This is a genomic window from Dactylosporangium cerinum, from assembly GCF_042653625.1.
GTDB classification, from domain to species: domain Bacteria; phylum Actinomycetota; class Actinomycetes; order Mycobacteriales; family Micromonosporaceae; genus Dactylosporangium; species Dactylosporangium cerinum.
The window spans coordinates 279,918-295,048 of sequence record NZ_JBHSIU010000037.1 but is presented as its reverse complement, the minus strand read 5'-3'; the positions used below and the strand labels follow the sequence as shown (position 1 = coordinate 295,048).

The 15,131-nt window shown below is 71.4% G+C and carries 14 protein-coding genes; 12 read left to right on the top strand and 2 right to left on the bottom strand.

Annotated elements, in window-relative coordinates:
- The first annotated feature begins 14 nt into the window (after window positions 1–14).
- The 9 genes from pilM to ACFPIJ_RS27940 all read left to right on the top strand — a co-directional run bounded on the left by pilM (window position 15) and on the right by ACFPIJ_RS27940 (window position 10,323).
- The gene (gene pilM / locus ACFPIJ_RS27980) at window positions 15–1,037 is read left to right on the top strand and encodes a type IV pilus assembly protein PilM (protein ID WP_380118960.1); all 1,023 of its coding nucleotides are present in this window, start codon (window positions 15–17) and stop codon (window positions 1,035–1,037) included.
- The gene (locus ACFPIJ_RS27975; protein ID WP_380118957.1) at window positions 1,034–3,376 is read left to right on the top strand and encodes a PilN domain-containing protein; all 2,343 of its coding nucleotides are present in this window, start codon (window positions 1,034–1,036) and stop codon (window positions 3,374–3,376) included. Before pilM ends, ACFPIJ_RS27975 begins: the two co-directional genes overlap by 4 nt.
- Window positions 3,376–3,921 carry a type 4a pilus biogenesis protein PilO gene (gene pilO, locus ACFPIJ_RS27970; RefSeq protein WP_380118955.1) on the top strand — a complete coding sequence of 182 codons (546 nt, stop codon included), beginning with the start codon at window positions 3,376–3,378 and terminating at the stop codon, window positions 3,919–3,921. The genes ACFPIJ_RS27975 and pilO overlap by 1 nt, the downstream gene beginning before the upstream one ends.
- 7 nt (window positions 3,922–3,928) lie before the next feature.
- Complete coding sequence (locus tag ACFPIJ_RS27965) at window positions 3,929–5,653, top strand: putative Ig domain-containing protein (protein ID WP_380118953.1); 1,725 nt, start codon at window positions 3,929–3,931, stop codon at window positions 5,651–5,653.
- Window positions 5,650–6,261, top strand: a complete 612-nt coding sequence (locus ACFPIJ_RS27960) for a hypothetical protein (RefSeq protein WP_380118951.1) — start codon at window positions 5,650–5,652, stop codon at window positions 6,259–6,261. The genes ACFPIJ_RS27965 and ACFPIJ_RS27960 overlap by 4 nt, the downstream gene beginning before the upstream one ends.
- A 168-nt stretch (window positions 6,262–6,429) precedes the next feature.
- Window positions 6,430–7,986, top strand: a complete 1,557-nt coding sequence (locus tag ACFPIJ_RS27955) for an RICIN domain-containing protein (protein WP_380118949.1) — start codon at window positions 6,430–6,432, stop codon at window positions 7,984–7,986.
- Window positions 7,987–8,121: 135 nt separating this feature from the next.
- On the top strand, window positions 8,122–8,871 hold the full coding sequence (locus ACFPIJ_RS27950) for a phosphatase PAP2 family protein (RefSeq protein WP_380118947.1): 750 nt from the start codon (window positions 8,122–8,124) through the stop codon (window positions 8,869–8,871).
- A 16-nt stretch (window positions 8,872–8,887) separates the two neighbouring features.
- Window positions 8,888–9,778 carry a methyltransferase domain-containing protein gene (locus ACFPIJ_RS27945; protein WP_380118945.1) on the top strand — a complete coding sequence of 297 codons (891 nt, stop codon included), beginning with the start codon at window positions 8,888–8,890 and terminating at the stop codon, window positions 9,776–9,778.
- The gene (locus ACFPIJ_RS27940) at window positions 9,778–10,323 is read left to right on the top strand and encodes a VanZ family protein (protein WP_380118943.1); all 546 of its coding nucleotides are present in this window, start codon (window positions 9,778–9,780) and stop codon (window positions 10,321–10,323) included. Before ACFPIJ_RS27945 ends, ACFPIJ_RS27940 begins: the two co-directional genes overlap by 1 nt.
- On the opposite strand, the gene ACFPIJ_RS27935 is transcribed toward ACFPIJ_RS27940, so the two are convergent.
- Complete coding sequence (locus ACFPIJ_RS27935) at window positions 10,255–11,160, bottom strand: hypothetical protein (protein WP_380118941.1); 906 nt, start codon at window positions 11,158–11,160, stop codon at window positions 10,255–10,257. The genes ACFPIJ_RS27940 and ACFPIJ_RS27935 overlap by 69 nt on opposite strands.
- Entirely contained in the window at window positions 11,157–11,666 is a 510-nt protein-coding gene (locus tag ACFPIJ_RS27930) for a SigE family RNA polymerase sigma factor (protein ID WP_380118938.1), read from the bottom strand. The genes ACFPIJ_RS27935 and ACFPIJ_RS27930 overlap by 4 nt, the downstream gene beginning before the upstream one ends.
- A 77-nt stretch (window positions 11,667–11,743) precedes the next feature.
- On the opposite strand from ACFPIJ_RS27930, the gene ACFPIJ_RS27925 reads away from it, so the two are divergent.
- From ACFPIJ_RS27925 to ACFPIJ_RS27915, 3 genes are all read left to right on the top strand, one after another.
- Window positions 11,744–12,187, top strand: a complete 444-nt coding sequence (locus tag ACFPIJ_RS27925) for a hypothetical protein (RefSeq protein ID WP_380118936.1) — start codon at window positions 11,744–11,746, stop codon at window positions 12,185–12,187.
- A 39-nt stretch (window positions 12,188–12,226) separates the two neighbouring features.
- Window positions 12,227–14,278, top strand: a complete 2,052-nt coding sequence (locus ACFPIJ_RS27920; protein ID WP_380118933.1) for a M3 family metallopeptidase — start codon at window positions 12,227–12,229, stop codon at window positions 14,276–14,278.
- 111 nt (window positions 14,279–14,389) lie between these two features.
- A complete protein-coding gene (locus ACFPIJ_RS27915; RefSeq protein WP_380118930.1) occupies window positions 14,390–15,019 on the top strand; it encodes a hypothetical protein in 630 nt (209 codons plus the stop codon).
- Window positions 15,020–15,131: the final 112 nt, after the last annotated feature.

Sequence of the window (15,131 nt, the reverse complement as noted above, 5' to 3'; positions counted from 1 at the left end):
ATCTAAGGAGCACGATGGCTGCCGTCAACCTGATCGGACTGGACATCGGCACGGTGTCCATCCGCGCGGCGGAGACCAGCAACAGCAAGGACGGCCCGGTCATCAGCAACTTCGGCCACATCCTGCTGCCGCCCGGGGTCGTGCTCAACGGCGCCGTGCAGGACGAGGGGGCCGTCACCGGCGCGCTGCGGCAGCTGTGGTCGACGTTCAAATTCCGCAGCCGCAAGGTCGCGCTCGGCGTCACCCACCAGCAGGTCGTCGTGCGCGAGACCACGGTGGCCAACCTGCCGGCCAAGGAGATGCGCAAGGCGCTGCCCTTCCAGGTCCGCGACGCGCTGCCACTGGCACCGGAGAAGTCCCTCATCGACTTCTATCCCCTGGAGGAGCCCAGCGGCGACACCGTGCGCGGGCTGCTCATCGCCGCGCCCAAGGAACCGGTCCTCGCCGCGATCAGGGCCATCGAGGCGGCGAAGCTGCACGTGGTCCGGGTGGACCTGGCCTCCTTCGCACTGCTGCGTGCCGCGTCCCGGCTCGACGAGCAGGTCGAGGCCCTGGTCGACATCGGCGCCCACGCGACCAGCGTCATCGTGCACCACGACGGCGAACCGCTCATCGTGCGGACCATCCCCCGCGGCGGCAACGAGATCACCAAGACCATCGCCGACCGGCTCGACGTGCCGGTCGAGCAGGCCGAAGAGCTCAAGTGCCGCATCGGCCTGCGCACCGACACCGACGGGCAGACCGCGTCGGCGCTCAAGGACGCGGTCCGGCCGCTCATCAACGAGATCGGCAGCTCGTTCGCGTACCTCACCGCCGCCGGCCGGCAGGCCCGGGTCAGCCGGCTCGCGCTGTCCGGGGGCGGTTCGATGCTCCCCGGCCTCCTCGAGGCGTTGCACGCCCAGCTGCACGTGGAGGTGATCGCGGTCGACCCCATCATGCGGGTCCGCGGGCTGCGGCGGGTCCGGCACGGCAGCCTCGAACAGATCCGCGCCTCGGCGGCGGTGTCGGTCGGACTGACCCTGGGAGCGGCGTCGTGACCGGCCCGACCCCCGGCACCTGGTGGGAGGACGAGCCGGAACGCAAGCTGACCGGCATCGTCCTGCCCTCCTGGGGCGACGACCCCGACGACCGTGGCGACCCTGACGACCGTGGCGGCTTGCACGGCCGGGACGAGGCTCAGGGCCGTGGTGGGCCAGGCGGGCGCGACGACCGGGGTGGCGGCGGCGGTCCCGGCCACCCCGCCTCCTCGACGCCGGGACCAGCCGCGCCCCTGCCCCGGGATCAGCCCTGGGACCGACCGGCCGAACAGTCCTGGAACCGGCCGGCGGACCCGTCGGCGGACCAGGCATCGGACCGGCCGGCGGACCCGTCGGCGGACCAGGCCTGGGACCGACCGGCGGACGAACCCTGGAACCGGCCGACCGACCAGACCTGGAATCCTCCGGTCGAACAGGCCTGGGACCGGCCGGCGGACGGGCAGTGGGCCGCCCGGGTCGTCGACCCGCTCAACGACCCGCTGACCGGCCCACTCGACGGTGACTGGCGGCAGGAGACCCCTCCCGCCGCCGAGCCGCAGCAGCGGCTCGTGCCCGTCGTGCCGTCGGGGCCGCCGCCGATGTGGCCGCCCGCCGACCTGGCCCCCGTGGACCAGCCGCACGCCCGGGTCGACCTGCCGCCGCTGCCCGGGGTCCCGGAGCCCGTCCCGGGTCAGGAGAACGCCCTCGTCTCGCAGTCGGCGAAGGCGGAGACGGCCGCGCCACGGCGGGAGTTCCCCCGGTACATCGCCGGCGAACTCGTCCTGCCCGGCGCCGAACCCCACCCCACCGCCGTCCAGCCGCAGACCGCCACCGCCGAGCTCAGGACGCCGGCCCCGCAGCCCTGGACGCCCGGCACGGCAGCACCGCCGCAGACCTGGACACCCGACACGGCAGCACCCCCGCAGACGTGGACGCCCGAGGCGGCACTCCCCCAGACCCAGCCCGCCGCCACGTGGGCGCCGCAGCCGGCCGCGCCCGCGCCGGCCGCCGACCGGTACCCCGCGCCCCTGCCCGCCGACCAGCCGCCCACCGCGCTGCCGGACGAGCCGCCGGCACCCCCCGTGTCGCTGCCGGGCGTCCAGTTCACGGCGCCACCCCGGCCATCCAGGCCGGCCCCGCAGGCCGAGCCCACTCCCGCCGCGACCCGGACCACGCCCCCGGCCACCACCCCACCGGGACCCGCGACCCGGACCATGCCCCCGGCCGCGATGCCCCCGACCCAGATGCCGGCGGCCACGATGCCCCCCGCCGCGATGCCGGCGGGACCCGCGCCGGCCGCCGCGGGCCAGGCGGCCGCACCGCATCCGGGCGGGGCGCATCCGGCGCCGCCGCACCCGGTGCCGCTGCCGCCCGGGTTGCCCGAGGCCAGCGTCCCGCCGCCGCCGCGACCGGCGCCGCCGTCCATCCCGCCCGCCGGGCACACGATGCAGCCCGCGACCATGCCGCCCGCCGCGATGCCGCCCGCGGGCGGGACGGGGCCGGCCGGGCACGGTCAGGCCGGGCCGCCGTCCGCCGGAGGGGCCGCCGATGCGGTGACCGCGATGCAGCCCGCGGTGCCCGCCGTCGTGCACGCGACGCACCAGAGTGTGCCGAGCGCCCCGCCGCAGGTCACCGGAGCGGATCAGCAGGCGGCACCCGTACCGGCGAAACGGACCAGGGAGGCAACGCCGCATCCCGCGTTCCCGGAGGCGACCGCGCGCACGATGCGCATCCTGCCGATCGCGGCCGAACTGCTGCCGCTGGAGATCACGGAGCTGCGGCGGCTGCGGATGGTGCGGCGGCTCGTGATCGCCGGTGTGGCGGTGTGCGTGGTGCTGCTGTTCGGCTGGTACATGGTCGCCGACGGCAACACCGACCAGGCGCAGTCGGAGCTCACCGCGGTGCAGGACAGCCGGCGGGACCTGAACCGTAAGAAGGCGACGTACACCGAGCTGGAGGCGACCCGCCAGCAGATCAAGGACATCACGACCCAGCTGGGGATCGTGATGGAGTGGGACCTGTCCTGGTCGGCGCTGCTCACCTCGTTGCAGAAGGCGGCGCCGAAGGGCGTCGTCGTGACGAGCGTGACCGGCGCGCTGAGCGTGCAGGACCCGAATACCGCCACCGGTGACGTGATCGGCGCCATCACCCTCGCCGGCACGGCGCCGTCGAAGGACGAGGTCGCGGCCTACGTCGACACCCTCGGCACCGTCAAGGGCCTCGACAGCCCGTTCCCGTCGGACACGACGCAGAGCGACAAGAACCTGACCTTCACCATCCGGGTCGACGTCACCAAGGCTGCGCTCGGCGGGCGGTTCACGTCGCCCAGCGCGGTGCCGAGCGCGTCAGGAGGCAAGTGATGCGACCCGAGCGGCTCTGGATCCTCGGCGGCGCGTTCACCGCCGTCATCCTGCTGGTGGCCGGCTACTACCTCGTCATCCAGCCGCGGTATCAGGAGGCCGACGACCTGCGGACCCTGGCCAACGACACCACCGTCGAGGTGGCGAAGCTGCGCAGCCAGATCGCGGACCTGGACAAGCAGAACAAGCGCCTCAACGAGTACACCGCGCAGGTGAAGGACGACCTCGCCGCGCTGCCGGAGACGGACTCGGTGGCGGCGCTGCTGCGCGAGGTGCAGGTCGCCGGTGACCTGACCGGGGTCACCGTCAGCGGGGTCAGCGTCGGCGGCGCGACCGACCTCACCGTCGCCGGGCCGATGACCGTGCACACGCTGCCGATCAGCCTCACCGCCTCCGGGCCCGCCGCGAAGATCAACCCGTTCCTCGACCAGCTGCAGAAGGTGCAGCCCCGGGCGCTGCTGGTCGGTTCCGTGAACGCCGCGACGACCGACGGCAAGACCTCCCTGTCCCTGACCATCCAGGCGTTCTACGCCACCGGGAAGTAGCGGCGCCATGCGACGGATCCCCCCTTCCGACGCCGGGTTCAGCCTGGTCGAGACGCTCACGTCGATCGCGATCATCGGCCTGGTGATGACCGCGCTGACCACGTTCTTCGTGTCCACCACCACGACACTCAACACACAGCGCGGCCTGCAGACCGCGGTCCGGCTCGCCCACGACGGCGTGGACCTGGTCAAGTCGCTGCCCGGCGCGAAAATCGTCGCCGGCCGCGGCGAGCTGGACGCGACGCAGCAGCTCGACGAGCTCAAGGACGGCAAGATCCCCGGCCTCAAGCTGCCCGGCCTGGCGAACCTGCTGGCCACGATGACGCCGGCGTTCGACGCCGACCTGGGCAGCCTCGCCGCCGGCGTGGCCCCGGCGCTGCCGATCGTGCCGGAGCTGGTGACGGTCAACAACGCGGGGTTCAAGCGGTACTGGTTCGTCGGCTCCTGCAACATGCCGCTGGGCAACGATCTGACCCTCCTGTCGGCGGACAAGCTCGGTGTCTGCAGCCTGCTGTCACTGCCGGGCATCCTGGTGCCGTTCTACCGGGTGATCGTCGCCGTCACGTGGGACAACGACCGGGGCTGCGCGAGCACCGGCGGGGTCTGCTCCTTCGTGACGCAGACCATGGTCAGCGCGGCGACGGCGGACCCGGTCTTCAACCCGAGCATCACCGTCACGCCGCCGCTGCCGGACAACCCCGGCAACCAGACGGACGAGGTGACGGTGCCGATGGTGAAGCCGCTCACGCTGGCCGCGACGACCGCGTACCCGCCGCTGGCCTGGACCGTGGAGGGGCTGCCGCCGGGCCTGTCGTACACGACCGCGGGCGTGATCACCGGAACCCCGACGACCGCGGGCTCCTACATCGTGCGCATCATCGCCACGGACGCCATGTCGACCAACGACGCGTCGTTCACCTGGACGGTGGCCGCGCTGCCGGCGCTCGCACCGACGACCCAGACCTGGGATCCCAACACGGCCGTGGCCTATCAGGTGCCGATGACCGGCGGGGTCGGCCCGAACACGTGGACAGCGACCAGCCTGCCCGCCGGGCTGGTGATCGACCCGGCCACCGGCGTCATCTCCAGCACGAAGACGCCGATGGCCGCGGCGGCGAACTCGTCGGTGAAGGTGACGGTGGTCGACGCCAACAAGAAGACGACCGCCGCCACCTTCCAGTGGAACTGGAAGGTGGCGGTGCAGTACCCGAATGCATCGACGCCGATCGTCTTGGCGAAGGACTCGTCCTACCCCGGGCAGGTTCTGGGGTTCGGCGGCACTCCTCCGTACACCTGGTCCGCCGACATCATGCCGCCGGGGCTGACGCTGAACGCCACCACGGGGGCGGTCAGCGGCAAGGTAACCGGCACGACCCGCTACCTGGTGACCCTGAAGGTGACCGACAGCAAGGGCGTGACCAACTCGACCTTGGTGCCGGTCACCATCACGGACTCGGGGCTTCGGGTGACCTCACCGCCGTTCAACTCGAAGCCGGACCTGTCAAGCGCCAAGGGCAAGACGTTCAGCCTGCCGGCCCTGGGCGCGGCCGGCGGAACCGCTCCGTACAAGTGGACGGCGACCGGCATGCCGACCGGCGTCACGTTCAACACCACCACGTACCAGTTCGAGGGCTCCCCGACGACGGTTGGCAGCTCTACGGTGACACTCACTGTGACCGACAAGGTCGGCGCGACGTCGGTCTACATGTTCGTCTGGACGGTGACCGCGTGAACCTGCGGATGATGACGCGGCTGCGCCGCGACGACGGCGTCACCCTCGCCGAGATGGCCGTGACGACCAGCATCATGTCGGCGGTGATGGCCATCTTCACCACCGGCGTGGTGCAGCTGTTCCAGGCCGGCAACAACAACGAGCTGGTCGCGATGACCCAGTCGCAGCTCAACACGGCGTTCGTCCGGCTGGACCGCAACGTGCGCTACGCGGCGGGGATCGCCGAGGAACACAGCGACGCGGCCGGCAACAAGTTCGTGGAATACCTCAACACCGAGGTGTCGGCCGGCGAGAAGCCGGAGTGCGCGCAGCTGGAGCTGAACCGCGCCACCAGGGTGCTGCGCCGCCAGGTCTGGCCGCAGGCGACGAAACTGCCCGGCAAGTGGGTCGTGCTGGCCAGCGAGCTCGACATCGAGAAGAGCTCGTTCGACCTGCTGAAGCCGGAGCCGGGCACGAACACCAGCTTCCAGCGGCTGAAGATCGTCCTGGTGGTGGCCAGCAACCCGGGTCGCGGCCAGACCGAGGCGAAGACCGAGATCACGTTCACCGCACTGAACACCGACCGGTTCACCGACGCCGACGCCATCTGCCCGGAGGCGCGCAAATGAGCGGCCAGCGCAGCGGCTCGGGCCGCTCATCATGTGACAGGTCTGGCTCAGGCCGACGCCGGAGCGCAGCGGAGGTGGCGGCATGAGCGGCCAGCGCAGCGGCTCGGGCCGCTCATCATGTGACAGGTCTGGCTCAGGCCGACGCCGGAGCGCAGCGGAGGCGGCGGCATGAGCTGGTTCAGGCGGTTGCGGGACGAGCGGGGCTCGCTGCCCCTTGCCATGATGCTGACCCTGGTCGGGACGTCGCTGTCCACGCTGATGCTGCCGGTCGTGATCACCCAGCTGCAGGACACCGCGGAGACGGTCGACCGGGCGAAGGCGCTGCACGCCGCCCAGGCGGGCATCGACATCGTGATGGGCGGGATCCGCGGGTCGCTCGGCAGCATCGCCAACCTGATCTGCATCCCCGCCCTCGATCCGCTGCGCGGCACGGTCAGCGCCGCGGTGTCCGGGGTGAGCGCCGTCCTGCCCGGCCGCTACGAGGTCTCGGTCGAATACCAGGACGCCACGCGCACGCCGGTCCCGTGTGCGACGAAACTGTCGAAGCTGCTGACGGTGCCCGCCTTCGCCGTCATCACCGCGCGGGGCACCGACAAGCCGGGCAAGACCACCGACGTGATCGACCCCAAGGACCGGCGGACCCGGACGCTGACCGCCACCTACGTCTTCCGGTTCACCAACGCGAACGTCGACGGCGGCCTGCTGCGCCTGTACGGCGGGGCGTACTGCCTGGACGCCGGCTCCGGCTCGCCCGCGGCCGGCACGATCGTCACCACCCAGCCGTGCAACACCGGCAGCACGCGGCAGACATTCGCCTACACCAAGGACCTGACGCTGCGGCTGGTCTCCTCGATCACCGCCAAGAACTCACTGGGCATGTGCATCGACTCGAACGTGAACCCGGCCACCGGCAGGCTCCTGCAGTTCCAGCAGTGCGGCGTCAGCCCGCTCATCCCGTACCACCAGCGCTGGAGCCTCAACGACAGCTCCAACTTCCGCAGCACCGCGACCAACAGCACCGATCTCGGTGACTTCTGCATGCACGCACAGGCCGGCGCCACCAAGGGCGCGTTCATGGAGCTCACCACGTGCGGCGGATCGGCGGACAACACCCGCACGTTCGCGCCGGACGCGACCGTGGGCGCCGGCGCCGCCGACGCGCCCAACCAGCTGGTCAACTTCCAGCAGTTCGGCCGGTGCGTCGACGTGACCAACTTCAACGTGACGCTCGGGTTCCTCATCGTGTGGCCGTGCAAGCAGGCACCAGTCATCACCGGCGTCGGCTGGAACCAGCGCTTCGTGGTGCCGGTCACGCCGAACAAGAAGGGGAAGATCACCGGCCAGATCACCACGTACGACAGCACGAACAAGAAGACCTACTGCCTGACGACGTTCACGCCGGGCGGCTCCTCGCACTTCGTGACGATGCAGGCGTGCCCGGCGCTCACCGCCAAACCGGAGGAGAAGGCCCTCGCCCAGTGGGACATCTCCTACAACATCCCCGACTCCTACGACACGAGTTACATCATCGTCGACACCTACGGCCGGTGCCTGAGCCCGACGAACCTCGACGACAAGAAGCTGCCCCCCGACGACATCTTCAAGGGCAGCACGGTGGTCAGCAAGCTCACCACCGCTCTGTGCGACAGCAGCAAGCTGCAGAAGTGGAACGCGCCGCCGAACACCGCGAAGCCGACACCCCTGAAGGACATCGGGGAGAAGTAGCGATCCCGTAGCCCTGCGGGCGCCCTCGGGGCGACCCGTAAGGGATCGCCTGACCCGGGCCCGCCCCACAGATCAGGGTCCGGTCCGTGTTTCGCCTGGATGGCGTGTGGCCCCGCAGTGACGAGGCTGAACGTCATGACCATCACCTGGGAGAAACCCGCGCTGCAGCGGGTCGGCATCGGCCGGCAGGTCGGCATCGTCGCGGCGGCGGTCGCCGCGTACTTCGGGGTCCGCGGCGCCACGGAGGCCGCGACGGACCGCGCCCTGGCCAACGCCGCGACCGTCGTGGACTTCGAACGGTCCGTCGGGCTGTTCCACGAGGGGTGGCTGCAGTCCACCTTCGCCGGCACCCCGGCCGTGGCGACGTTCTTCAACTGGATCTACATCTGGGGGCACTGGCCGGTCATCGTCGTGACCCTGATCTGGCTGGCCCGCACCAACCCGAAGATCTACTTCCGCACCCGCAACGCGATGCTGGTCTCCGGCTCGATCGGGCTGGTCATCTTCACGCTGTTCCCCCTGGCTCCGCCGCGGCTGGCCGGGCTCGGCCTGACCGACACCGTGACGCAGTCCTCCGATGCGTACCGGGTGCTGCAGCCGACGATGTTCACCAACCAGTACGCCGCGATGCCGAGCCTGCACGTCGGCTGGGACCTGCTCATCGGCCTGGCGATCCTGGCCGCGGCCCGGGGTCCGCTGCTGCGGGCGGTCGGCGCGGCGATGCCGGTGCTGATGGCTGCGGCGGTGGTGCTGACGGCGAACCACTACATCGTCGACGCGATCGTGGGTGCCACCCTCACCGCGACCTGCTGGTTCGTCCTGCGGGCCCGGGAGACGCAACGGCTCGGCGGCTATGCCGGATGGGGCGGCCTGCGTCTGCGTTAGGGCCTACGCTTTGCACATGGAACACCTCGATCTGGAACATCTCGGGTTCCCGGCGGACGTGATCCCGCTGCAGTATCAGGCGCTCCTGCTGTCCGACGACCGCCGGATGGCGGCGTTCTCCGACGCGATCGCGCACGCTGTGCGGCCCGGGACCCGGGTCCTGGACCTCGGCTGCGGGACCGGCGTGCTGTCCTACTTCGCCGCCCGGGCCGGCGGGACCGTCACCGCGATCGAGCGGGAGCCACGGGTCTTCGCCACCGCCCAGGCGGCGTTGTGGGCCACCGTCGGCGACGCCGTCACCGTCCTGCACGCCGACGCCCGCGACTACCTGCCGGAGGAGCCGGTCGACGTGGTGCTCTGCGAGATGCTGCACGTGGGGCTGCTCCGCGAGCGGCAGATCGAGGTCATCAACAGCTTCAAACGCCGCTACCTGCGCCACATCGGCGGCCCGCTGCCGCGGTTCGTGCCCGAGGCGTGCGTGCAGGCGATCCAGCCGGTCGAGCAGGACTTCACCTACTTCGGCTACACGGTGCCGGCACCGGTGTTCCAGCTGCCGGAGAGCCTCCAGCCGCGCACCGTCGAGGCCGCCCCGCCGCAGGTGTTCCAGCAGTTCTTCTACACCGACCCGCTGCCGCACCACTGCATCGGCGACCTGCGGTTCGTCGCGGAGCGCCCGGCCCTGGTCAACGCCGTGCGGGTGGTGACGAAGAACTTGCTGTCGCTGCTGTACGAGCCGCCCGGCAGCATCGACTGGACCATGAACTACCTGGTGGTGCCGCTGCGCGAGCCGGTCGAGGTGCTCACCGGCGACGAGGTGCGGATCCGCTTCGACTACTGCCCCGGCGACGAGATCACCGTCCTGGCCGACAGCCTGACCGCCGCCACCCCGGCCAGGGCAACGCGTTGATGCTTCGGTGGATCACGGTCCTCGCCGCATTCACGGCGGCCGGCACGCTCTGGTGGTTGCTCGCCCGCCGCAACTCCCCCGACCGGAGGCGCACCTTCGGACTGGTGGCTTCGGTCGCCGGCACACTGCCGTGGATCTGGATGATCCTGACCCCGTCGTCCGCGGACCGGCGGATCCAACTCGACCCCGTCGCCGGCCTGGACGGTGTGCTGTCCAGCGGATTCGGCACGGCCACCGTCCAGATCGTCGGCAACCTGCTCGTCTTCGCCGCGTTCGGCGCGTTCGCCCCGCTGCGCTGGCGGCTGCACCTGTGGCAGGTGCTGCTCCTGGCCGCGCTCGGGTCGGCCACCGTGGAGGTGTTGCAGTACGTGCTGGATCTGGGCCGGGTCAGCGCCACCGACGACATCCTGATCAACACGCTGGGTGCGGGGCTGGCCTACGGAGCTGGGCGACTCGCGCCGCCCAGCTCCGCGCCCTCACGAGGCCTTGACGTGGAACCGCTCGTCGGTCACGAGGGCGGCGAGCCGGTCCTCGGGCAGGGGTAGCGCCGCCAGCGCCTTGTCGCCGCCGCCGGGCCGCTCGTCGGCCTTGTCCTGGGCGAGGAACACCACGGTGCCGTCGGCGTGGCGGTAGGCGGCCCACTGGTCGTAGCCGTCCGACGTGCCGGTGGCGACACCGACGGTGACGCCCGCCGTGGTCGTCACCAGTTTGCAGGTCGCCGGGGCGGTCCAGAACGCGCCCGCCACCGCGCACATGTCACCCGACGCGCCGATCAGGCCCGGCTCGTACACCGTGACCAGGAGCTGGCCGACGCCGCCGTTCTTGCCGATCTGGGTGGTGGCCAGATAGGACCAGGCGTCCTTGCCGCCGACCTTGTTCTCGAACTGGGCCTGCGACATGCGCGACGGCACGAGCTGGTCGGTGCCGGGGTTGTCCAGCGCCGTGTAGCCGGCCGGCACGATCGCCAGGAGGTCCTTCATGAGCTGCTCACCCTGGTCGAACTTGTGCCCGGCGCGGGCGGTGCGGTCCTGCTGCGGCTGGCCGTCGGCCCCGGTCGGGAACACCTCCTTGGTGTCGCCGGGAGCCGGTGGGGTGAGGCCGGCGGTCGCACCGGCGCTGGCTGCGGTGCCGGCGGTGCCGGCGACGCTCGGTGGCGCGCCGACCTGGTGCGGCGCCGCGGAGCCGGATCCGCCGCCGGCCACGCCGACCGCGACCGCGACGACGACGGCGGTCACCGCGACCGCGGCGCCACCGGCGACGACGTTGCGGCGGCGGACGGCCCGGCGGCCGGTGGTCACCGCGGCGGCCGGCGACATGGGCGGCGGCGGGGTGGAGCTGTCGAGGGCGTCGCGCAGCGACACCCGGAAGTCGTCCTCGTTCATGTCTGCTTCCTCATTGTTCGCACGGGGCTGCTTTCGAGGTGCGTGCGAAGGGTCTGCAGCCCCCGCGCGGCCTGGCTCTTCACGGTGCCGGTCGTACAGCTGAGCAGGGCCGCCGTCGCCTCGACGGACAGGTCCTCCCAGTACCGCAGGATCAGGACCGCCCGCTGCCGGGCGGGCACGTGGGCCAGGGCGGCGAGCATCGCGATCCGCTCGTCGGGTGCCCCGTCGTGCGTGGCGCCGTCGAGCGGAACGTCCGTGACCCGGACCCGGTGCCACCAGCCGAGCCGTCGCTCGTCCAGGAACGCCCGGAACAGGGTCTGCCGGACGTAGCCGTCGAGCGCCTCGTGCCGGCTCACCCGGTCCCACGCCAGGTACAGCTTGGTGAACGCCACCTGGGTGAGGTCCTCGGCCCGGTGCCAGTCGCCGCACAGCAGGTACGCCGTGCCGCGCATCGTGCCCGACCGCGCGGCGAAGTACTCGGCGAACGCCGTGTCCCGATCCGTCATGCGGTACTCACGGTGCCGGCCACCGGTTCGGTTGCACGGGACAGCCGGAAATCCCCGGCTCCACTACCTTGCAGCTCATGTGGTTCAGGGTGGTGGTCGGCGGGCTGGCGCTCGCCGGCGGGCTCGCCGCGACCGGGCTCGTGCCGGGCGACTCGACGCAGGCGACGGTCGAGCACTGCTCCGTCAGGTACAGCGGCAGCCCGGAGACCCGGTCCACGAAGTGCACCGGCCACTGGTCGCGGTTCGGCGCCACATTCACGGGCGAGATCGACGGTGTCGAGGTCGTCTCGTTCTGGCAGGTGATCCCGCCGTACCCGGGGCCCGGCGAGTGGGGCGAGGTGGCGGTCCCCGACGACGACGCCGTGCGGGTCCGGCCGGCCGTGGCGGTGCCGGGCCTGGCGACCGTGACCCCCTGGAAGGTCTGGAGCGTCCGGGTGGCGCTGGCCGTCGAGGCCGTGTCCTGGATCGTGCTGCTGGTCCACCTCGTGTGGGCGCGGCGACGGAAACCCGTCACGGCCTGACGGGCGGTCAGCGCGCGGACGTCCCGATACAGTCGGTAGGTGACCACGGACAACCCGTTCTTCGCCGCGAGTGACCTGCCCTACCAGCTGCCGCCCTTCGACCGCATCGAGACGGGGCACTACCTGCCCGCGTTTGAGCGGGGCATGGCCGAGCAGCGCGCCGAGGTCGAGGCCATCGCCAGCCTGCCCGAGCCGCCGACGTTCGAGAACACCCTGGTGGCGCTGGAGCGCTCCGGTCGCGTGCTGCAGCGCGTGTCGGCCGCGTTCTTCAACGTCACCAGCTCCGACACCAGCCCCGACCTGCAGCAGATCGAGTCGCAGGTGGTGCCGCTGCTGTCCGCGCACGGCGACGCCATCATGCTCGACCGGCGGCTCTTCGCCCGGATCGAGCAGCTGTACGCCGATCGCGACACCCTCGCCCTGGACGGCGAGGCGGCGTGGCTGCTCGAGCGGTACCACACCGAGTTCGTCCGCGCCGGAGCCCGGCTGTCCGAGCCGGAGCACGTCCGGCTGCGGGAGCTCAACGCCGAGCTCGCGGCCCTGGCCACGGAGTTCGGCAACAACGTCCGCGACGAGATGAAGGCCAGCGCCGTCGTCGTGCAGGACGCGGAGGACCTGGCCGGGCTGTCCGCCGACGCGATCGCCGCGGCCGAGGTCGCTGCCCGCGACCGGGGCCTCACCGATGGTTACGCGCTGAACCTGATCCTGCCGACCGCCCAGCCGGCCCTGGCCGCGCTGCACAACCGGGGGGTCCGGGAGCGGTTGCACGCCGCCTCCGTCGGGCGCGGCTCCAGCGGCGGCGAGCACGACACCACCGCGTCCGTGCTGCGCATCGTGCGCCTGCGGGCGGAGCGGGCGCGGCTGCTCGGCTTCGAGCACCACGCGGCCTACAACATCGCCGACAACACCGCCCGCAGCGTCGGGGCGGTCCAGGAGATGCTGGCGAAGCTGGCCCCGGCCGCGGTCGCCAACGCCCGGATCGAGGCCGAGGACCTGCAGGAGGCGATCGGCGAGGCCTTCACCCTCGAGCCGTGGGACTGGGCGTACTACACCGAGCAGATCCGCCGGGACCGCTACGCGATCGACGAGACGGAGTTGCGGCCCTGGTTCGAACTGGAGCGGGTGCTGCGCGACGGGGTCTTCTTCGCCGCCGGCCGGCTGTACGGCATCCGGTTCGAGGAGCGACCGGACCTCCCCGCGTATCACCCCGACGCCCGCGTCTTCGAGGTCTTCGACCGGGACGGCGGCCCGCTCGGCCTGTTCATCGGCGACTTCTTCACCCGCCCGTCGAAGCGCGGCGGTGCCTGGGCCAACGCCCTCGTCCCGCAGTCGCGGCTGTTCGGCACGGCCCCGGTCGTCGTCAACAACCTCAACGTCAACCGGGCCCCGGCCGGCGAGCCGACGCTGCTCACCCTCGACGAGGTCCGGACCCTGTTCCACGAGTTCGGTCACGCGCTGCACACCCTCTTCTCGCAGGTGCACTTCCCGAAGTTCGCCGGCACCCGGGTCCCGCGCGACTTCGTCGAGTATCCGTCGCAGGTCAACGAGGTGTGGATGCTCTGGCCGGAGGTCCTGGCCAACTACGCCACGCACCACCGGACCGGCGAGCCGCTCCCCCAGGAGATCGTCGACCGGCTCCAGGCCGCGGAGCAGTTCAACAAGGGCTTCGCGACCACGGAGTACCTGGCCGCGACGCTGCTCGACCTGGCCTGGCACACGCTGACCGTCGAGGAGGCGGCGGCGGTCACCGACGTCCTCGCCTTCGAGGCCGCGGCCCTGGAACGGGCGGGCGTCGCGGTGCCGTTCGTGCCGCCGCGGTACCGGACCGCGTACTTCGCGCACATCTTCAGCGGCGCCGCGTACAGCGCCGGCTACTACTCCTACATCTGGAGCGAGGTGCTCGACGCCGACACCGTCGACTGGCTCACCGAACAGGGCGGGCTGCGCCGGGAACTCGGGGACACGTTCCGTGACGGCCTGCTCGCCAAGGGCGGCAGTGCCGACTCGATGGAGGTCTATCGGGCCTTCCGCGGTCGCGATCCGTTGATCGAGCCACTACTCAAGCGACGTGGGTTGATCAGCGTTCCTTAGGTTTTGTTAAGACGTCTTCCGGACGGGGCGCCGCGTCCATAAGCTGTCGCGGTGCGTGGCGCCACCCCCCGGCGTAGGCCCGCTGCCGCACGTCGCCTGCATTTCAGCAGGATGGCGCTGCTTGCCGCGGTCAGCCTCGTCGCCTCATTGATCAGCGTCGGTGTCTCGTGGGCGATCTTCCCCAACGAGCCGGCGGCGGTCACCGACGACACCTCCTTCGACGCCGCCAAGTTCTACGAGACGCACGCCCGGGCCAACGCGGCCCGCGGGGTCGAGCTGGCCTCGGCGCCCGGCGCGTCGCTGGTCCCGAAGCCGGTCGCCGGGCTCACCCAGGCGGCGACCAACAACGCGTACATCGTCATCGAGGTCGGCCGGCAGCTGGGCCTGCCCGAGCGCGCGTACGTGGTGGCGATCGCGACCGCGCTGCAGGAGACGTACCTCAAGAACCTGGCCAACCCGAAGGTCCCGGCGTCGCTGAAGCTCCCGCACGAGGGCACCGGGACCAACTACGACTCGCTCGGCATCTTCCAGCAGCGGGTCAGCATCTGGGGCACGGTCGAGCAGCTGATGGACCCGGCGTTCGCGTCGGCGAAGTTCTACGCGAAGCTGGTGAAGATCTCCGGCTGGCAGTCGATGAGCGTCACCGGCGCCGCCCAGGCGGTCCAACGCAGCGCCTTCGCCAGCGCGTACGCCAAGCACGCCACGACGGCCCAGAAGATCGTGGACAGCCTCACCGACTGACAGTTCCCAGCTCCGACGGCTTCGCCAGCGGTTCCGTGGGGGGCTGCGCCTCCCCACACCCCCCATGCTCGCTTCGCTCCCACTTTGACCGAGTACTGGTCCAACCAGTTGA

Excerpts from the sequence above, each read along its gene's own strand:
- pilM (WP_380118960.1), top strand. The coding sequence starts at position 15 with ATGGCTGCCGTCAACCTGATCGGACTGGACATCGGCACGGTGTCCATC.
- pilO (WP_380118955.1), top strand. The coding sequence starts at position 3,376 with ATGCGACCCGAGCGGCTCTGGATCCTCGGCGGCGCGTTCACCGCCGTC.
- ACFPIJ_RS27965 (WP_380118953.1), top strand. The coding sequence starts at position 3,929 with ATGCGACGGATCCCCCCTTCCGACGCCGGGTTCAGCCTGGTCGAGACG.
- ACFPIJ_RS27955 (WP_380118949.1), top strand. The coding sequence starts at position 6,430 with ATGAGCTGGTTCAGGCGGTTGCGGGACGAGCGGGGCTCGCTGCCCCTT.
- ACFPIJ_RS27950 (WP_380118947.1), top strand. The coding sequence starts at position 8,122 with ATGACCATCACCTGGGAGAAACCCGCGCTGCAGCGGGTCGGCATCGGC.
- ACFPIJ_RS27945 (WP_380118945.1), top strand. The coding sequence starts at position 8,888 with ATGGAACACCTCGATCTGGAACATCTCGGGTTCCCGGCGGACGTGATC.
- ACFPIJ_RS27940 (WP_380118943.1), top strand. The coding sequence starts at position 9,778 with ATGCTTCGGTGGATCACGGTCCTCGCCGCATTCACGGCGGCCGGCACG.
- ACFPIJ_RS27935 (WP_380118941.1), bottom strand. The coding sequence starts at position 11,160 with ATGAACGAGGACGACTTCCGGGTGTCGCTGCGCGACGCCCTCGACAGC.
- ACFPIJ_RS27930 (WP_380118938.1), bottom strand. The coding sequence starts at position 11,666 with ATGACGGATCGGGACACGGCGTTCGCCGAGTACTTCGCCGCGCGGTCG.
- ACFPIJ_RS27925 (WP_380118936.1), top strand. The coding sequence starts at position 11,744 with ATGTGGTTCAGGGTGGTGGTCGGCGGGCTGGCGCTCGCCGGCGGGCTC.
- ACFPIJ_RS27915 (WP_380118930.1), top strand. The coding sequence starts at position 14,390 with ATGGCGCTGCTTGCCGCGGTCAGCCTCGTCGCCTCATTGATCAGCGTC.